Annotated in this window: 16 protein-coding genes; 12 read left to right on the top strand and 4 right to left on the bottom strand. The window is 57.9% G+C overall.

Translation table 11 applies throughout. The features are described from left to right. Positions 1-113: 113 nt before the first annotated feature. Positions 114-596, bottom strand: a complete 483-nt coding sequence (gene smpB / locus DU29_RS0119065; RefSeq protein ID WP_028623113.1) for an SsrA-binding protein SmpB — start codon at positions 594-596, stop codon at positions 114-116. A 118-nt stretch (positions 597-714) separates the two neighbouring features. Between smpB and DU29_RS0119070 the strand changes: the two genes are divergently transcribed. The 3 genes from DU29_RS0119070 to DU29_RS0119080 are packed head-to-tail and all read left to right on the top strand — an operon-like array spanning position 715 to position 2,867. After that, positions 715-2,118 carry a sodium-dependent transporter gene (locus tag DU29_RS0119070; RefSeq protein WP_028623114.1) on the top strand — a complete coding sequence of 468 codons (1,404 nt, stop codon included), beginning with the start codon at positions 715-717 and terminating at the stop codon, positions 2,116-2,118. A 7-nt stretch (positions 2,119-2,125) separates the two neighbouring features. Then, positions 2,126-2,560: a type II toxin-antitoxin system RatA family toxin gene (locus DU29_RS0119075; protein ID WP_028623115.1), complete on the top strand. Its 435-nt coding sequence runs from the start codon at positions 2,126-2,128 to the stop codon at positions 2,558-2,560. Beyond that, positions 2,553-2,867, top strand: a complete 315-nt coding sequence (locus DU29_RS0119080) for an RnfH family protein (protein WP_028623116.1) — start codon at positions 2,553-2,555, stop codon at positions 2,865-2,867. The genes DU29_RS0119075 and DU29_RS0119080 overlap by 8 nt, the downstream gene beginning before the upstream one ends. Before the next feature lie 62 nt (positions 2,868-2,929). Here the strand turns inward: DU29_RS0119080 and DU29_RS0119085 are convergent, their stop codons facing one another. Further along, complete coding sequence (locus tag DU29_RS0119085; protein WP_028623117.1) at positions 2,930-3,457, bottom strand: outer membrane protein assembly factor BamE; 528 nt, start codon at positions 3,455-3,457, stop codon at positions 2,930-2,932. 97 nt (positions 3,458-3,554) lie between these two features. Between DU29_RS0119085 and fur the strand changes: the two genes are divergently transcribed. Beyond that, positions 3,555-3,959: a ferric iron uptake transcriptional regulator gene (fur, locus tag DU29_RS0119090; protein WP_003197684.1), complete on the top strand. Its 405-nt coding sequence runs from the start codon at positions 3,555-3,557 to the stop codon at positions 3,957-3,959. A gap of 75 nt (positions 3,960-4,034) precedes the next feature. On the opposite strand, the gene recN is transcribed toward fur, so the two are convergent. Beyond that, positions 4,035-5,708 (bottom strand): DNA repair protein RecN, encoded by a 1,674-nt coding sequence (gene recN, locus DU29_RS0119095; protein WP_028623118.1) that lies wholly within the window; start codon positions 5,706-5,708, stop codon positions 4,035-4,037. A 237-nt stretch (positions 5,709-5,945) separates the two neighbouring features. Here recN and grpE point away from each other — a divergent pair, with 237 nt between their 5' ends. The 7 genes from grpE to greA all read left to right on the top strand — a co-directional run bounded on the left by grpE (position 5,946) and on the right by greA (position 15,978). After that, complete coding sequence (grpE, locus tag DU29_RS0119100) at positions 5,946-6,512, top strand: nucleotide exchange factor GrpE (RefSeq protein WP_028623119.1); 567 nt, start codon at positions 5,946-5,948, stop codon at positions 6,510-6,512. Between the two features lie 102 nt (positions 6,513-6,614). Next, the gene (gene dnaK, locus DU29_RS0119105) at positions 6,615-8,531 is read left to right on the top strand and encodes a molecular chaperone DnaK (protein ID WP_028623120.1); all 1,917 of its coding nucleotides are present in this window, start codon (positions 6,615-6,617) and stop codon (positions 8,529-8,531) included. Positions 8,532-8,829: 298 nt separating this feature from the next. After that, positions 8,830-9,954, top strand: a complete 1,125-nt coding sequence (gene dnaJ, locus DU29_RS0119110) for a molecular chaperone DnaJ (protein ID WP_033050695.1) — start codon at positions 8,830-8,832, stop codon at positions 9,952-9,954. A gap of 9 nt (positions 9,955-9,963) precedes the next feature. Next, positions 9,964-10,770, top strand: coding sequence for a 4-hydroxy-tetrahydrodipicolinate reductase (gene dapB / locus DU29_RS0119115; RefSeq protein WP_028623122.1), 807 nt, complete (start codon positions 9,964-9,966; stop codon positions 10,768-10,770). Positions 10,771-11,028: 258 nt separating this feature from the next. Next, complete coding sequence (gene carA, locus DU29_RS0119120) at positions 11,029-12,165, top strand: glutamine-hydrolyzing carbamoyl-phosphate synthase small subunit (RefSeq protein ID WP_028623123.1); 1,137 nt, start codon at positions 11,029-11,031, stop codon at positions 12,163-12,165. A gap of 118 nt (positions 12,166-12,283) precedes the next feature. Beyond that, positions 12,284-15,505 (top strand): carbamoyl-phosphate synthase large subunit, encoded by a 3,222-nt coding sequence (gene carB / locus DU29_RS0119125; RefSeq protein WP_028623124.1) that lies wholly within the window; start codon positions 12,284-12,286, stop codon positions 15,503-15,505. Further along, positions 15,502-15,978: a transcription elongation factor GreA gene (gene greA, locus DU29_RS0119130; RefSeq protein ID WP_028623125.1), complete on the top strand. Its 477-nt coding sequence runs from the start codon at positions 15,502-15,504 to the stop codon at positions 15,976-15,978. The genes carB and greA overlap by 4 nt, the downstream gene beginning before the upstream one ends. 141 nt (positions 15,979-16,119) lie before the next feature. On the opposite strand, the gene DU29_RS0119135 is transcribed toward greA, so the two are convergent. Then, a complete protein-coding gene (locus DU29_RS0119135) occupies positions 16,120-16,428 on the bottom strand; it encodes a YhbY family RNA-binding protein (RefSeq protein ID WP_028623126.1) in 309 nt (102 codons plus the stop codon). A 105-nt stretch (positions 16,429-16,533) separates the two neighbouring features. On the opposite strand from DU29_RS0119135, the gene rlmE reads away from it, so the two are divergent. Then, positions 16,534-17,163 carry a 23S rRNA (uridine(2552)-2'-O)-methyltransferase RlmE gene (gene rlmE, locus DU29_RS0119140; protein WP_028623127.1) on the top strand — a complete coding sequence of 210 codons (630 nt, stop codon included), beginning with the start codon at positions 16,534-16,536 and terminating at the stop codon, positions 17,161-17,163. Positions 17,164-17,331: the final 168 nt, after the last annotated feature.

Here is a 17,331-nt window from a genome sequence, read left to right on the forward strand (position 1 = left end):
GGCGAGGGAGCTTGCTCCCGCTCGGTTGCGCAGCAGTCGCAAAAGCGAGGGCTGCTTCGCATCCCAGCGGGAGCAAGCTCCCTCGCCACAGTCATCGCCACAGGCGCGGAAAATTAATCTTCCTTGCCCTTGTTGCGCACCGCGCGCTGCAGCTCTCGACCGGCGTCGCGCTCGCGCTCGGTGTCGCGCTTGTCGTATTCCTTCTTGCCCTTGCCCAAAGCAATTTCGCACTTGACCATGTGCTTGCTCCAGTACCAGGACAGGCATACGCAGGCGTAACCCTTTTGCTGCACGGCAGCAGCCAGCTTCTCCAGCTCGCGCCGGTTAAGCAGCAATTTGCGGGTGCGGGTCGGATCAGCGATGACGTGCGTACTCGCGGTCATCAGCGGCGTGATGTGGCTGCCAAGCAACCAGGCTTCGCCATCCTTGAGCAGTACATAACTGTCAACCAGCTGTAGCTTGCTTGCCCGCAGACTTTTTACTTCCCAGCCGGCCAGGACCAGACCAGCCTCGAACCGATGTTCGATGAAGTAATCGTGTCGCGCCTTTTTATTTTGCGCGATGGTCCCTGTTGGGTGTTTCTTCTGTTTAGCCATAGGGGCGGCATTATAGGGAGTTGCGCGCGAGTCGGCTACGGTATCGCTACGTGCTTGAGCAGGTTGATTGAATCCCGGACAATGCGCCCTCTTTTTTGAACGCTTGGGCGTGATAACGATGTCGACAGACAAGGTTTCTGTCCACGGCAGTTGGGCTAGCCGCTGGGTCTTCATACTCGCCGCGACCGGTTCGGCCGTGGGCTTGGGTAGCATCTGGAAATTCCCGTACATGGTTGGCGTCTACGGCGGCGGCGCCTTTGTGCTGATGTTCCTGGCGTGCATCGCGTTGATCGGTGTGCCGGTCATGCTGGCGGAAACCCTGATCGGCCGCCGCGCGCGGCAGAGTCCGGCCAACGCGCTGAAGGTGCTGGCGCTGGAAGCGGGGCATTCGGCGAAATGGTCCTGGGGCGCATTCGCCGGGATGATCACCGCGTTGCTGATTCTGTCCTTCTATAGCGTCGTCGGCGGCTGGTCGCTTGATTACATCATCGACATGGGGCGTGGCGATTTCCAGGGCGTCACGCCTGATCAGGTCGGTGCGTATTTCGGCAATGTGATCGCCGATCCATGGCGCCTGACACTTTGGCACACGATTTTCATGCTGCTTTCAGCACTGGTCATTGCCCGAGGAGTGGTTGCAGGTCTTGAACGAAGCCTGCGCATCATGATGCCGTTGCTGTTTGTAATGATTCTGGTGTTGCTGGGTTACAGCATGACCACCGGGCATTTCATGGAAGGCGTGCACTTCATGTTCGACTTCCACCCGGAAAAGGTCCTCGACGGTTTGCTGCCCGCCATGGGGCACGCCTTCTTTTCGCTGAGCGTCGGCGTGGGCTCGATCATGATCTACGGCGCTTACATGCCGAAGCATTCGTCGATTTCGGGTACCGTAGTTGGCGTCGCGCTGCTGGATACCTTCGTTTCGCTCGTGGCCGGTCTGGCATTGTTTCCGATTGTTTTTGCCGCGGGCCTGAATCCGAGTGAAGGGCCGGGTTTGATGTTCGTCAGCCTGCCTTTTGCGTTCGGTAACGTCGCGTTCGGCCAAGTGATGGGTGTAGTGTTTTTCGTTCTGGTGGCGATCGCCGCCTGGAGTTCGGCCATTTCCCTGCTCGAACCCATGGTGGCTTACTTGGTGGAGCGCTCGAAATTGAGCCGCGCCTGGGTGACGTTCTGGCTCGCATTCACGTGCTGGTTTGTTGGCTTGGGCACGGTGTTTTCCTTCAATATCTGGAAGGAAGCGAAGTTTTTCGTGAACGAAGGCGGGGCGTTTCATCTCTATCAATGGGGAGCGACTGGAGGTCTGGACTTCTTCGGCGTGATCGATTTCTTCACCTCGCGAATCATGTTGCCACTCGGTGGTTTGTGTTTCGTGGTGTTTGCAGGCTGGGTGATGGGCCGCGAGGCGGTGCGCGACGAATTGTCGATCCGCAGCCCGGTGTTGTTCGCCTTCAGTCTTTTCCTGATGCGCTATGTGGCGCCCATCGGCATTCTCGTAGTGTTTGCCGCCCAGCTGTGGAAGTGACGCTGACATGACGACACACATTCAACGTTCGGCCCTGCTGCCGTACCCGGCGCAAGCTCTGTATGACCTGGTAAACGATGTGGCGCGGTATCCGGAGTTTCTGCCGTGGTGCTCGTCGGCCGAAGTTCTGGAGAGCTCTGACGAACATATGCGCGCCAGTGTTGGCGTGGCCAAGGGTGGCCTCAGTCAGCATTTCGTCACGCGCAATACGCTGGTGCCGGGGCAATCGATCGAAATGAATCTTGAAGAAGGTCCCTTTACTCAGTTGCATGGCATTTGGGTATTCAAGGCGCTCACCGACAAGGCCTGCAAAATCAGTCTTGATCTGTCATTTGACTACGCGGGGCCGATCATTCGCGCGACGCTGGGGCCGTTGTTCAATCAGGCGGCCAACACGCTGGTCGATGCGTTCTGTCAGCGGGCGAAGCAGATGCATGGCTGAGGCGACGGTGGAAGTTGAGGTGGTCTACGCCGCTGTGGAGCGGCAAGCGCTCCTCACTGTCGCGGTGCCTGCTGGCACCGCTGTGCGTGCGGCGGTTGCGATGTCCGGAATAGGTGACGCGTTCCCGGAGCTGGACCTGAGCAATTGTCCGGTCGGTATTTTTGGCAAGGTCATTACCGATGCCGATACTCGAATCGTGCAGTCGGGGGATCGGATCGAGATCTATCGTCCGCTACTGGCAGATCCCAAAGAGATCCGCCGGCTTCGCGCCGCCAAGGCTGCCGAGGCTAAAGCGCGTAATCAGTAAACCCGAGCAATCGCCAGACAATAAAAATCCCGGACATGCCGGGTTTTTTATTGCGTCGCAAATTATTGCGGCGAGGTGTCCAACGGTTCTGGAGTCGGGACCGGAACGGTTTCTACACCGTCGACGTCCTTCTGGATTTGATCCAGCAACGAGCCTGGCTTGGCCGGAGTCTCCGGTTTCGGCTGCTCGGCGTTCTGCGCAGGATCAGTGACGGTTGTGTCAGTGTCCTTGCCGAGAATGGCATCGTCGCGACTCACGCCTGGCATGAAATCACCAGAGAGGCTGACAAGTTGGTCATTTGGGTTGAAGATAACGCTAATGCGTTCCTGTTGGCGTTCACCGCCACCCGGTTGCAGGCTGTACAGATAATCCCAGCGATCGGCATGGAACGTGTCGGTCAGCAGAGGGTTACCCATGATAAACCGTACTTGCCGACGGGTCATTCCCGGGCGTAACTGGTCTATCATGTCCTGCGTGACGACATTGCCCTGCTGGATGTCGATTTTGTAAACCCCGGGGAATGAACAACCGGCGAGTGCGAGCAGTCCCACAAAGGTGAAACTGGTTAGCAAGAGCTTGGTGTTTTGCATCGGTGGGCGACTTCCACTATCTTGGCTGGGACAACGTAAACGCCGATCATACCCGCATTAAGAGAAGCTGCGAAGCAGCATCGCGAGAAAGCTGACCATGGTTGAAAATAGCGAACTACGCAAAGCCGGCCTCAAAGTGACCCTGCCAAGGGTCAAGATTCTGCAAATGCTCGATTCCGCCGAGCAACGCCACATGAGTGCCGAGGACGTTTACAAGGCGCTCATGGAGGCTGGTGAGGACGTCGGTCTGGCCACGGTTTACCGTGTTCTGACTCAGTTCGAGGCAGCTGGCCTTGTGGTGCGGCACAACTTCGACGGAGGCCACGCGGTCTTCGAGCTGGATGACGGCAAGCATCACGACCACATGGTCAACGTCGAAACCAGTGAAGTGATCGAATTCTTCGACGAAGAAATCGAGCGCCTGCAGAAAGCCATCGTCGACAAGTATGGCTTCGAGATGGTTGATCACAATCTTGTGTTGTACGTACGCAAGAAAAAGTAAGCATGTCGCGCGAGCATGATGTTCGCGAAACGAGCGAAGGCGACCCCAGGGTCGCCTTCGTGCTGTCTGCCATCTTTATATTTTTGCGGTGACGACCATTTTCTTCGCGTGCGCCAAGGATTCCTTGGTCAGATCAATCCCGCCCAGCATCCGCGCCACTTCTTCCACGCGATCATTTTTACTCAGCTTGGAAACCGCGGTGCGAGTGGCATCTTCACCTCGTACCTTGTGCACAAACAGATGTTGATGCCCTTGGGCCGCCACTTGTGGCAGGTGAGTCACTGTCAACACCTGGCCACGTTCGCCCAGGCGACGCAGCAATTGACCGACGATCTCGGCCGTCGGGCCGCCGATGCCTACGTCCACTTCGTCAAATACCAGCGTCGGTACGCGTGACGTTTGCGCGGTGATCACCTGAATGGCCAGACTGATTCGCGACAACTCACCGCCCGACGCCACCTTGGCCAAGGCCTTCAACGGCTGACCCGGGTTGGCACTGACCAACAATTCAACTTGTTCGAGGCCGTTCGGTAGCAGCTCGTCGCTGCTGTTGGGGCGCAACTCGATAGTGAAGCGGCCGCCCGGCATTCCGAGGCGCTGGATTTCCTGTTCGACTGCACTGGCCAGGCTGCTGGAGGCCTGATGGCGCAGGTCGCTCAACTCCCGGGCTTTCTCCTGATAATGACGGGCATAAGAGGCCAGTTCATCGCTGAGGCGTTCGATCGACTCATCGTTTGCATTCAGGGTCTCGATTTCGTCCAGCAGGCGCTGTTGCATTTCGGCAACCTCGGTCGGCTGGATGCGGTGCTTGCGCGCCATGGTGTAGATCGAGTCGAGACGCTCCTCAAGGTATTGCAGGCGCGCCGGGTCAGCGTCGAAATTGTCGAGAAAGCGATTCAGCTCGCCAACGGCTTCTTCCACCTGAATCTGCGCGCTGGTCAGCAAGCTGCTGGCTTCGCCGAGCGCGCCCACCGAGGTGGTAACGCTCGACAGACGGTTAAGGCTGGCGGTCAGCGCATTCAAGACATTGCCGGAATCACTTTCACTGCATTGCTCAACCACTTGCCGGCAGATACCCAGAAGGGTTTCAGCGTTGGTCAGATTCTTGTGTTCCTGCTCAAGTTGCTCGAGTTCGTTTTCACCGAGACCGAGGTTCTCCAGCTCTTCGAGCTGATAGCTGAGTAACTGATGGCGAGCACGTTGTTCATCGCCGGAATTGGAAAGGCGTTCCAGTTCCTGGCGGGTCTGGCGCCAGCGTTGAGCGGCCAGTTGCACCTGGCGGGCCAGGTCCGTGGCGCCAGCATATTCATCGAGCAGGCGGCGGTGCGTGTCGGTCTTGAGCAGCGATTGATGCTCATGCTGACTGTGGATATCAATCACCAGTTCGCCCAAGGCTTTCAGGTCGCCGAGCGGGCAGGGTGTGCCATTGATATAGCCGCGCGAACGCCCTTCGGCAGTGATGACCCTTCGCAGGATGCACGGCCCGTCGCTCTCGAGATCACGCTCGGCGAGCCAGGCGCTGGCTTCCGGGATGTCGACCAGATCGAACGTGGCAAGGATGTCGGCCTTGTCCGCGCCCGGGCGGACCACGCCGCTGTCGGCGCGGTCGCCGAGCGTCAAGCCCAGGGCGTCGAGCATGATCGACTTGCCGGCGCCGGTTTCACCCGTGATCACGCTCATCCCGCGATCGAGTTCGAGATCGAGATGTTCGACGATGGCGTAGTTGTGTACGGACAGGTGCACCAGCATAAAGGCCGCTCCCAGGCTTGAGGTCTGGTTATTTATACAGTGTTTTGTTTTGACCTGACAATGGCCATTTTTCTCATGATTTGCCTGGGCCGACGAAATGCGCGAAGGCCATCACAGCAATGCAGCTGTTTTTTGTAGGGTTAATCGCGACCGACCCTTGAAGCAGGATTTTGCGGCCCCATATATCGGGACAGAAGCGCGGGTTGAGCTCGCGGACGTTATTGAAAGGAGAAATCTATGGCTGACGAACAGACAGTGGATACGCAAAATCTAGACGCCGATCAGAGTGCCCAGGATTCGGGCAGCGACTTGGCGACTCGTGTACAAGTGCTCGAAGAGCAGTTGGCTGGCGCCCAGGATCAGGCCTTGCGTGTAGCGGCTGATCTGCAAAACGTCCGCCGCCGCGCCGAGCAGGATGTAGAAAAAGCGCACAAATTCGCTCTGGAAAAATTTGCCGGCGATCTGCTGCCGATCATTGACAGCCTCGAGCGCGGACTGGAGCTGTCCAGCCCGGATGACGAAAGCATCCGGCCAATGCGCGAAGGCATCGAGCTGACCCTGAGAATGTTCCAGGACACCCTGAAGCGTTATCAGCTGGAAGCGATCGACCCGCACGGCGAACCGTTCAACGCTGTTCAGCATCAGGCCATGGCCATGCAGGAAAGCGCCGACGTCGAGCCGAACAGCGTACTCAAGGTTTTCCAGAAGGGCTATCAGCTCAATGGTCGCCTGCTGCGCCCGGCCATGGTCGTAGTCAGCAAGGCCCCGGCACCGGTTTCGCCTTCTATTGATGAGCAGGCTTGAAATCGGCCACAAGGCCCCCATTTATAAGTCAAGCGTTTAAGTGCTACCGCAGTTAGCCACCACTGCTGCGGCAACCAAATCCAAAGTTTCGGGAGAGTTAACATGGGCAAAATTATCGGTATCGACCTGGGGACTACCAACTCCTGCGTCTCCGTCATGGAAAACGGCAAATCCAAAGTTATTGAAAACGCTGAAGGCGCGCGTACCACGCCGTCGATCATCGCTTACGCCAACGATGGCGAGATCCTGGTCGGCCAGTCCGCCAAGCGTCAGGCAGTGACCAATCCGCATAACACCCTGTACGCGGTGAAGCGTCTGATCGGTCGCAAGTTCGACGAAGAAGTCGTACAGAAAGACATCAAAATGGTCCCTTACAAAATCGCCAAGGCTGACAACGGCGACGCGTGGGTAGAAGTGAACGGCCAAAAGATGTCGCCGCCACAGATCTCGGCTGAAATTCTGAAAAAAATGAAGAAGACCGCCGAAGACTACCTCGGCGAGCCTGTGACTGAAGCGGTAATCACCGTTCCGGCCTACTTCAACGACAGCCAGCGTCAGGCGACCAAAGACGCCGGCCGCATTGCCGGTCTGGACGTTAAGCGCATCATCAACGAACCAACCGCAGCCGCACTGGCTTACGGTATGGACAAGGCCAAGGGCGATCACACCGTGATCGTTTACGACCTGGGCGGCGGTACTTTCGACGTGTCCGTAATCGAAATCGCTGAAGTTGATGGCGAGCACCAGTTCGAAGTATTGGCCACCAACGGCGATACGTTCCTGGGCGGTGAAGACTTCGACATTCGCTTGATCGACTACCTCGTTGACGAATTCAAGAAAGAAAGCGGCATGAACCTCAAAGGTGACCCGCTGGCGATGCAGCGCCTGAAAGAAGCTGCTGAAAAAGCCAAGATCGAGCTGTCTTCGAGCAATTCGACCGACGTCAACCTGCCGTACATCACTGCAGACGCTACCGGTCCCAAGCACTTGAACGTGAAGATCTCGCGCGCCAAGCTGGAATCGCTGGTAGAAGACCTGGTTCAACGCACCATCGAGCCTTGCCGCATTGCCCTGAAAGACTCCGGTATTGACATCGGCGCGATCAACGACGTGATCCTGGTAGGCGGTCAGACCCGTATGCCGCTGGTTCAGAAGCTGGTTACCGAGTTTTTCGGTAAAGAAGCTCGCAAAGACGTGAACCCGGACGAAGCCGTTGCCATGGGTGCTGCTATCCAGGGCGCAGTATTGGCCGGTGACGTGAAGGACGTTCTGCTGCTCGACGTCAGCCCGCTGACTCTGGGTATCGAAACCATGGGCGGCGTGATGACCGCGCTGATCGAGAAAAACACCACGATTCCTACCAAGAAATCGCAAGTGTTCTCGACTGCCGACGACAACCAGGGCGCTGTGACCATTCATGTCCTGCAGGGCGAGCGCAAGCAAGCCGCGCAGAACAAGTCTCTGGGCAAGTTCGATCTGGCCGAGATTCCACCAGCACCACGTGGCGTGCCACAAATCGAAGTGACCTTCGACATCGACGCTAACGGCATCCTGCATGTTGGCGCGAAAGACAAGGCTACCGGCAAGACTCAGTCGATCGTGATCAAGGCCAACTCCGGTCTGTCCGAGGAAGAGATTCAGCAGATGATCCGCGATGCGGAAACCAATGCTGACGAAGACCGCAAGTTCGAAGAGCTGGCCGCTGCCCGTAACCAGGGCGATGCACTGGTTCACTCGACGCGCAAAATGGTCGCCGATGCTGGCGACAAGGTGAGCGCTGAAGAGAAGACTGCGATCGAAGCGGCAGTGGTTGCGCTGGAAGTCGCTGTCAAAGGCGACGACAAGGCTGCCATCGAAGCCAAGGTTGAAGAGCTGTCGAAAGTCTCCGCTCCAGTGGCGCAAAAAATGTACGCCGAACAGGCCCAGCCTGCTGAAGGCGCTGCACCGCAGGACGAAAAGGCTGAAAAGGCTGACGACGTTGTCGACGCTGAGTTCGAAGAAGTAAAAGACCAAAAGTAAGTTGTTGGTCGCCCGGTTGACTGCCTTCAGGCGGTGACTGGTAGGATGTCGCCGCGCGGGAGCCTGCTCCCGCGTTGGCGTGTCTGGAGTACGCGAATTTTTACAGCATGCGACAAGCGTTCGTTTGCTGCTGGTATGGCCGGGAATGCTCCTGCTTTTCGTGCCGAAAGTACCGTATCGAAACAAGACCAGGATCGTTGAATTGACGTGAGTTGGGTCCGGGCCTGTATTGGGGCTCAACGAGTTTGGCGAAGCTCAGGAGGGGTTTGCCGAACGTCCTTAAGAGTGCAAAAGACTTATGGCAAAGCGTGACTATTACGAAGTATTGGGTGTTGAGCGCGGCTCAAGCGAAGCAGACCTGAAAAAGGCCTACCGTCGCCTGGCAATGAAACATCACCCGGACCGTAATCCCGATGACAAAGCGTCGGAAGAACTGTTCAAGGAGGCCAACGAGGCCTACGAAGTGCTGTCCGATTCCAGCAAGCGCGCAGCGTACGACCAGTATGGTCATGCGGGTGTCGACCCGAGCATGGGCGGCGGCGGTGCAGGTTTCGGCAACCAGAACTTCTCCGACATCTTTGGTGATGTCTTCAGTGATTTCTTCGGTGGCGGTCGCGGCGGCGCCCGTGGCGGTGCCCAGCGCGGCAGTGATTTGCGCTACACCCTGGAGCTGAATCTGGAAGAAGCGGTTCGCGGTACCACCGTGAATATCCGGGTTCCGACGCTGGTCAACTGCAAGCCGTGTGACGGTTCGGGCGCTAAGAAAGGCTCTTCACCGGTTACCTGCCCAACGTGTGGTGGTATCGGTCAGGTTCGTATGCAGCAGGGATTCTTCTCTGTGCAACAGACCTGCCCGCGCTGCCATGGCCAGGGCAAGATCATTTCCGATCCGTGCGATTCCTGTCACGGCGAAGGTCGCGTCGAAGAGTACAAGACCCTTTCCGTGAAAGTGCCACCCGGTGTCGATACCGGTGATCGCATTCGTCTGTCCGGCGAAGGCGAAGCGGGTGCGCAGGGTGGCCCAACGGGCGATCTGTACGTAGTGATCAACGTGCGCGAGCATGCGATCTTCCAGCGCGACGGCAAGCATTTGTTCTGCGAAGTTCCAATCAGTTTTGTCGATGCAGCGCTGGGCGGCGAGCTGGAGATTCCGACGCTCGATGGTCGGGTCAAGCTGAAGATCCCTGAGGGAACGCAGACCGGCAAGCAGTTCCGTGTTCGCGGCAAGGGCGTGGCCCCGGTTCGTGGCGGCGGTGCAGGCGACCTGATGTGTCGTGTGGCGGTAGAAACCCCGGTCAACCTGGGTCGTCGTCAGCGTGAACTGCTCGAGGAATTCCGCAGTTCTCTGGCGGATGACAACAGCCACTCGCCGAAAACCACCGGTTGGTTCGAAGGCGTGAAGCGCTTCTTCGGCGATTTGTAAGGAGTCGGCATGCGACGTATAGCTGTGATGGGCGCTGCCGGGCGCATGGGTAAAATCCTCGTCGAGGCGGTGCAGCAACGCGCGCCGCTGACTGGTCTGACGGCGGCCATCGTCCGCCCTGGCAGCACGCTGATCGGTGTGGATGCTGGTGAGCTGGCGTCGCTGGGCCGTATCGGCGTGCCGCTTTCGGGACACATCGAAGCGGTGGCTGAAGAGTTCGACGTGTTGATCGACTTCACGCTGCCGGAAGTCATGCTGAAAAATCTCGCATTCTGCCGCAAGGCTGGCAAGGCGATGGTCATCGGCACGACCGGGCTGGACGCTGCGCAGAAGCAATTGCTGGCTGAAGCGGGCAAGGTCATTCCGATCGTGTTCGCGGCCAACTTCAGTGTCGGTGTGAACCTGTCGCTGAAACTGCTCGAGATGACCGCTCGCGTGTTGGGCGATGATGCTGATATCGAGATTATCGAAGCGCATCACCGGCACAAGATCGACGCCCCATCAGGAACGGCGTTGCGCATGGGCGAAGTGATCGCCACTGCGCTGGATCGCGATCTGCAGGAAGTGGCGGTCTACGGTCGAGAAGGTCACACTGGCGCGCGTGCGAGGGAAACCATTGGATTTGCCACCGTGCGCGGCGGCGATGTGGTCGGCGACCATACGGTGTTGTTTGCCTGTGAAGGTGAGCGCCTGGAAATCACTCATAAGGCATCGAGCCGGATGACTTTTGCCAAGGGCGCGGTCCGTGCAGCCTTGTGGCTGGATGGGCGTGAGCCTGGTCTCTACGACATGCAAGACGTGCTCGACCTGCGTTGAGATGCGCCTGAAACAGGGTTCAAACTTACGGTTTGAGCCCGGTTTTAATCCGCCAAGCGACGGCCTGTCGCATCCAGCGGTCTTTAAGGCTCATTGGCGGTAGACCAAAAATGCCTTTTTCTGTAAGCTACAGCTTTAGTGTGTTCACTAAAAGCGCGCAGAATAATTCAGTGAATGAGCGGGGTGACGTGTCCATACGTCACTCCGCTTTTTTACACCTGCGATCGCCCTTTCAGGCTTTATTTACGGGAGGTCTTCTTGACTAAGCCAGCCATACTCGCCCTTGCTGACGGCAGCATTTTCCGCGGCGAAGCAATTGGAGCCGACGGTCAAACCGTTGGTGAGGTGGTGTTCAATACCGCCATGACCGGCTATCAGGAAATCCTTACTGATCCTTCCTACGCCCAACAGATCGTTACCCTGACGTATCCGCACATTGGCAACACCGGTACTACACCGGAAGATGCCGAGTCCGACCGCGTCTGGTCTGCAGGCCTGGTCATCCGTGACCTGCCACTGGTTGCGAGCAACTGGCGTAACACGATGTCCCTGTCCGATTACCTGAAAGCCAACAACGTGGTGGCTATCGCCGGTATCGACACCCGCCGCCTGACCCGCATCCTGCGTGAAAAGGGCGCGCAGAACGGTTGCATCATGGCCGGTGACAATATTTCCGAAGAAGCCGCGATCGCCGCCGCTCAGGGGTTCCCTGGCCTGAAAGGCATGGACCTGGCGAAAGTCGTCAGCACCAAGGAAACCTACGAATGGCGCTCGACTGTCTGGGATTTGAAAACCGACAGCCACGCGACTATCGAAGCCTCCGAGCTGCCTTACCACGTAGTGGCCTTTGACTACGGCGTGAAGCTGAACATCTTGCGCATGCTGGTCGAGCGCGGTTGCCGCGTTACTGTAGTGCCGGCGCAAACGCCAGCCTCTGACGTGTTGGCACTCAACCCGGACGGCGTGTTCCTGTCCAATGGCCCGGGCGACCCGGAGCCTTGCGATTACGCCATCCAGGCGATCAAGGATGTGCTGGAAACCGAGATTCCGGTGTTCGGCATCTGCCTCGGCCACCAGTTGCTGGCCCTGGCTTCCGGCGCCAAGACCGTAAAAATGGGCCACGGCCACCACGGTGCCAACCACCCGGTCCAGGATCTGGACAGCGGTGTGGTTATGATCACCAGCCAGAACCACGGTTTTGCGGTAGACGAAGCGACCTTGCCAGCTAACGTGCGGGCGATCCACAAATCGCTGTTCGACGGCACCCTGCAAGGCATCGAGCGTACCGACAAGAGCGCCTTCAGCTTCCAGGGTCACCCGGAAGCCAGCCCTGGCCCTAACGACGTAGCACCATTGTTCGATCGCTTCATCAACGAGATGGCCAAGCGACGCTGATCGCTGGCCTTGATGCAGCAACGCTTGAGGGCGGTCCCGAAACCGGCGGCCCCCTCAACGCTACACAGATTGAACAAGACGGCTTGCCGACTGACCTGCGGATTTGAGTGACGAACCCATGCCAAAACGTACAGACATTAAAAGCATCCTGATTCTCGGCGCTGGCCCGATCGTGATCGGCCAGGCCTGTGAATTCGACTACTCCGGCGCCCAGGCCTGTAAGGCCCTGCGCGAGGAGGGTTACCGCGTCATTCTGGTGAACTCCAACCCAGCGACCATCATGACCGACCCGGACATGGCCGACGCCACCTACATCGAACCGATCAAGTGGCAGACCGTTGCCAAGATCATCGAGAAAGAGCGTCCGGACGCGTTGCTGCCAACCATGGGCGGCCAGACCGCCCTGAATTGCGCACTGGACCTGGAGCGCGAAGGCGTTCTGGAGAAGTTCGGCGTAGAGATGATCGGCGCCAATGCGGACACCATCGACAAGGCTGAAGACCGCTCGCGCTTTGACAAGGCGATGAAATCCATCGGCCTGGACTGCCCGCGCTCGGGCATCGCCCACAGCATGGAAGAAGCCAACGCAGTGCTCGAGAAGCTCGGCTTCCCGTGCATCATCCGTCCGTCCTTCACCATGGGCGGCACCGGTGGCGGTATCGCTTACAACCGTGAAGAGTTCGAAGAAATCTGCGCCCGTGGCCTGGACCTGTCGCCGACCAAAGAGCTGCTGATCGACGAGTCCCTGATCGGCTGGAAAGAGTATGAGATGGAGGTTGTCCGCGATAAGAAGGACAACTGCATCATCGTCTGCTCCATCGAAAACTTTGACCCGATGGGCGTGCACACCGGTGACTCGATCACTGTTGCGCCGGCACAGACCCTGACGGACAAGGAATACCAGATCATGCGTAACGCCTCCCTGGCGGTACTGCGCGAGATCGGCGTGGAAACCGGCGGCTCCAACGTCCAGTTCGGCATCTGCCCGGACACTGGCCGCATGGTCGTCATCGAAATGAACCCGCGGGTATCCCGTTCCTCGGCCCTGGCCTCGAAAGCCACCGGTTTCCCGATTGCGCGGATCGCTGCCAAGCTGGCGATCGGCTATACCCTGGACGAGCTGCAGAACGAAATTACCGGCGGCGCTACGCCGGCTTCCTTCGAGCCATCGATCGACTACGTCGTCACCAAACTGCCACGCTTCGCCTTCGAGAAATTCCCGAAAGCCGACGCCCGCCTGACCACGCAAATGAAGTCGGTCGGTGAAGTCATGGCGATCGGCCGGACCTTCCAGGAATCCTTGCAGAAAGCCCTGCGCGGTCTGGAAGTCGGCGTTTGCGGTCTCGACGAGAAGCTCGACCTGAGCAATCCGGAAAGCATGAGCGTGCTCAAGCGTGAGCTGACCGTGCCGGGCGCCGAGCGTATCTGGTACGTCGCTGACGCCTTCCGTGCCGGCCTGTCGGTCGAAGACATCTTCGGCATGAACATGATCGACCCGTGGTTCCTGGTGCAGATCGAAGATCTGATCAAGGAAGAAGAGAAGGTCAAGACCCTGGGTCTGGCCAGCATCGACCGCGCCATGATGTTCAAGCTCAAGCGCAAAGGTTTCTCCGACATGCGTCTGGCCAAGCTGCTGGGTGTCACCGAGAAAAGCCTGCGTCGCCATCGTCACAAGCTTGAAGTGTTCCCGGTCTACAAGCGCGTCGACACCTGTGCAGCCGAGTTCGCCACCGACACCGCCTACATGTACTCGACCTACGAGGAAGAGTGCGAAGCCGCGCCTTCGGGCCGCGACAAAATCATGATCCTCGGCGGCGGTCCAAACCGTATCGGCCAGGGCATCGAGTTTGACTACTGCTGCGTACACGCGGCACTGGCCCTGCGCGATGACGGTTACGAAACCATCATGGTCAACTGCAACCCGGAAACCGTTTCCACCGACTACGACACCTCCGATCGCCTGTACTTCGAACCAGTGACCCTGGAAGACGTGCTGGAAATTTGCCGCGTCGAGAAGCCAAAAGGCGTGATAGTCCAGTACGGTGGCCAGACCCCGCTGAAACTGGCTCGCGCTTTGGAAGAAGCCGGCGTGCCGATCATCGGCACCAGCCCTGATGCAATTGACCGTGCCGAAGACCGTGAGCGCTTCCAGCAGATGGTTGAGCGTCTGAACCTGCGTCAGCCACCTAACGCCACCGTGCGCAGCGAAGACGAAGCGATTCGTGCTGCCAGCAAGATCGGTTATCCGCTGGTGGTTCGTCCGTCCTATGTACTGGGCGGTCGTGCGATGGAAATCGTCTACGAAGAAGAAGAACTCAAGCGCTACCTGCGAGATGCGGTGAAAGTGTCCAACGACAGCCCGGTGCTGCTCGACCACTTCCTCAACTGCGCCATCGAAATGGACGTGGATGCAGTCTGTGACGGCACCGACGTGGTGATCGGCGCAATTATGCAGCACATCGAGCAAGCGGGTGTTCACTCCGGTGACTCCGCGTGCTCCCTGCCGCCGTACTCGCTGCCTGCGCACATCCAGGACGAGATGCGTGAACAGGTCAAGAAAATGGCCCTGGAACTGGGCGTTGTCGGCCTGATGAACGTTCAGTTGGCGCTGCAAGGCGAAGACATCTACGTCATCGAAGTCAACCCGCGCGCGTCCCGGACCGTACCGTTCGTGTCCAAGTGCATCGGTGTTTCCCTGGCGATGATCGCGGCTCGCGTGATGGCCGGTAAAACCCTGAAAGAAATCGGCTTCACCAAGGAAATCATTCCTAACTTCTACAGCGTGAAAGAGGCGGTGTTCCCGTTCGCCAAATTCCCTGGTGTGGACCCGATCCTGGGCCCTGAGATGAAGTCCACCGGTGAAGTGATGGGCGTCGGCGATACCTTCGGCGAAGCATTCGCCAAGGCGCAGATGGGTGCCAGCGAAGTGCTGCCAACCGGCGGTACCGCATTCATCAGCGTGCGCGACGATGACAAGCCACTGGTTGCAGGCGTGGCCCGTGATCTGATCAACTTGGGTTTCGAAGTGGTTGCCACCGCCGGTACTGCCAAGCTGATCGAAGCCGCAGGCCTGAAAGTGCGTCGTGTGAACAAGGTGACCGAGGGTCGTCCGCACGTGGTCGACATGATCAAGAATGACGAAGTCACGCTGATCATCAATACCACCGAAGGCCGCCAGTCGATCGCCGATTCGTACTCCATTCGTCGTAATGCGCTGCAGCACAAGATCTACTGCACCACGACTATTGCTGCTGGCGAAGCCATCTGTGAAGCGCTGAAGTTCGGTCCAGAGAAGACTGTACGCCGCTTGCAGGATCTACACGCAGGATTGAAGGCATGATCAAGTACCCAATGACAGTCCAGGGTGCGAAAGCCCTGGAAGAAGAACACGCTCACCTGACCAAGGTCATCCGTCCGAAGCTCAGCCAGGACATCGGGACGGCCCGCGAATTGGGTGACCTGAAGGAAAACGCCGAATACCACGCCGCCCGCGAGCAGCAAGGTATGGTCGAAGCGCGTATTCGCGATATCGAAGGCCGGATCCAGAATCAGGTCATCATCGATGTCACGAGCATTCCACACACCGGCAAAGTGATTTTCGGCACCACTGTGGAAATCGCCAACGTCGAGACGGATGAGCGCGTCACTTACCACATCGTGGGTGAGGACGAAGCTGATTTCAAACTCGGTAAGATTTCCGTCGGCTCGCCACTGGCTCGCGCCTTGATTGCCAAGGAAGAGGGTGATGTGGTCGCAGTGAAGACGCCGGGCGGCGTTATCGAGTACGAGATTGTCGAAGTTCGCCACATCTGAAAGCTCGCGCCCGCTTCGTGCGGGTGCCATGCTTTGGTGGCAGATCTGCAAGCGGTGTCGGGTCAGGTTGGCCCGGTGCTGCTGTCGATCAGTTGAAAGTGGAGTGGCCGGGTGCGCGAAGCACACCCATGACCCTTGTCATCACTTGAAGCGATGGACGTTCGACAGCTGCTTGTTGACGCTGAAGTTCTTGCGGTAAATCAGTGCCATCTTGCCGATGACCTGAACCAGATCCGCTTTGCCGACCTTGCACAGTTCTGCAATGGACGCCAGGCGAGCCTCGCGGTCGAGGATGTTAAGCTTGATCTTGATCAGCTCGTGATCCGCCAATGCGCGTTCAAGTTCGGCTACCACACCTTCAGTCAAACCGTTGTCTGCCACGATCAAAACCGGTTTCAAATGGTGGCCAATGGATTTGTACTGTTTCTTCTGCTCTTGAGTGAGCGGCATAATCTGACCCCTGCGTCTGATCTTGTAAAAAGCGGCGGCCAGTTTACCCGAGCGAGTCCGGGACCGCCCAGTTAATCACGACCCGTTTTATTTTCGAGGTGGCCTGTGGCCCGTTCCAAGACAAGCCTTAAGTGGCTGCAAAGACATGTCAATGATCCCTATGTGAAGCAGGCGCAGAAGGATGGTTACCGCTCGCGTGCGAGCTACAAGCTTCTGGAGGTCCAGGAGAAATACAAGCTGATCCGTCCGGGTATGAGCGTCGTCGACCTGGGCGCGGCCCCCGGCGGCTGGTCGCAGGTCACGAGTCGGCTGATCGGTGGTCAGGGTCGCCTGATCGCCTCGGACATTCTGGAAATGGACAGCATTCCGGACGTGAATTTTATCCAGGGTGATTTCACTCAGGACGAAGTGCTCGCTCAGATTCTGGAAGCCGTGGGTAATTCGCAGGTGGACCTTGTGATTTCCGATATGGCCCCCAATATGAGTGGTACGCCTGAAGTGGATATGCCTAAAGCCATGTTCCTATGTGAACTGGCTCTTGATCTGGCGGCTCGGATACTCAAGCCGGGTGGTAATTTTGTGATCAAGGTGTTTCAGGGCGAAGGGTTTGACGCTTACGTGAAGGACGCTCGTCAGAAATTCGACAAGGTCCAAATGATCAAGCCGGATTCCTCCCGTGGCAGTTCCCGCGAGCAATACATGCTGGCTTGGGGCTACCGCGGTCGTAGTGAGTAAATCGAGGTTTTTCTGCGGGTCGATAGGATTTTCGTATTTCGCCCTGTAGGAAATAGCGAATATTGTGTAGGAAGTGTTTCACAAAGGGTTACAGACGGCGTCTGCCAGAGTCGTGGGTAATGTAGTAAGTTAGGCCGGTGAATATCATGCGAAGCACGCGCCATTAGC

Origin of the sequence: Pseudomonas sp. Ant30-3, assembly GCF_000690905.1 — a bacterium.
In the GTDB taxonomy this organism is placed as follows: Bacteria; Pseudomonadota; Gammaproteobacteria; order Pseudomonadales; family Pseudomonadaceae; genus Aquipseudomonas.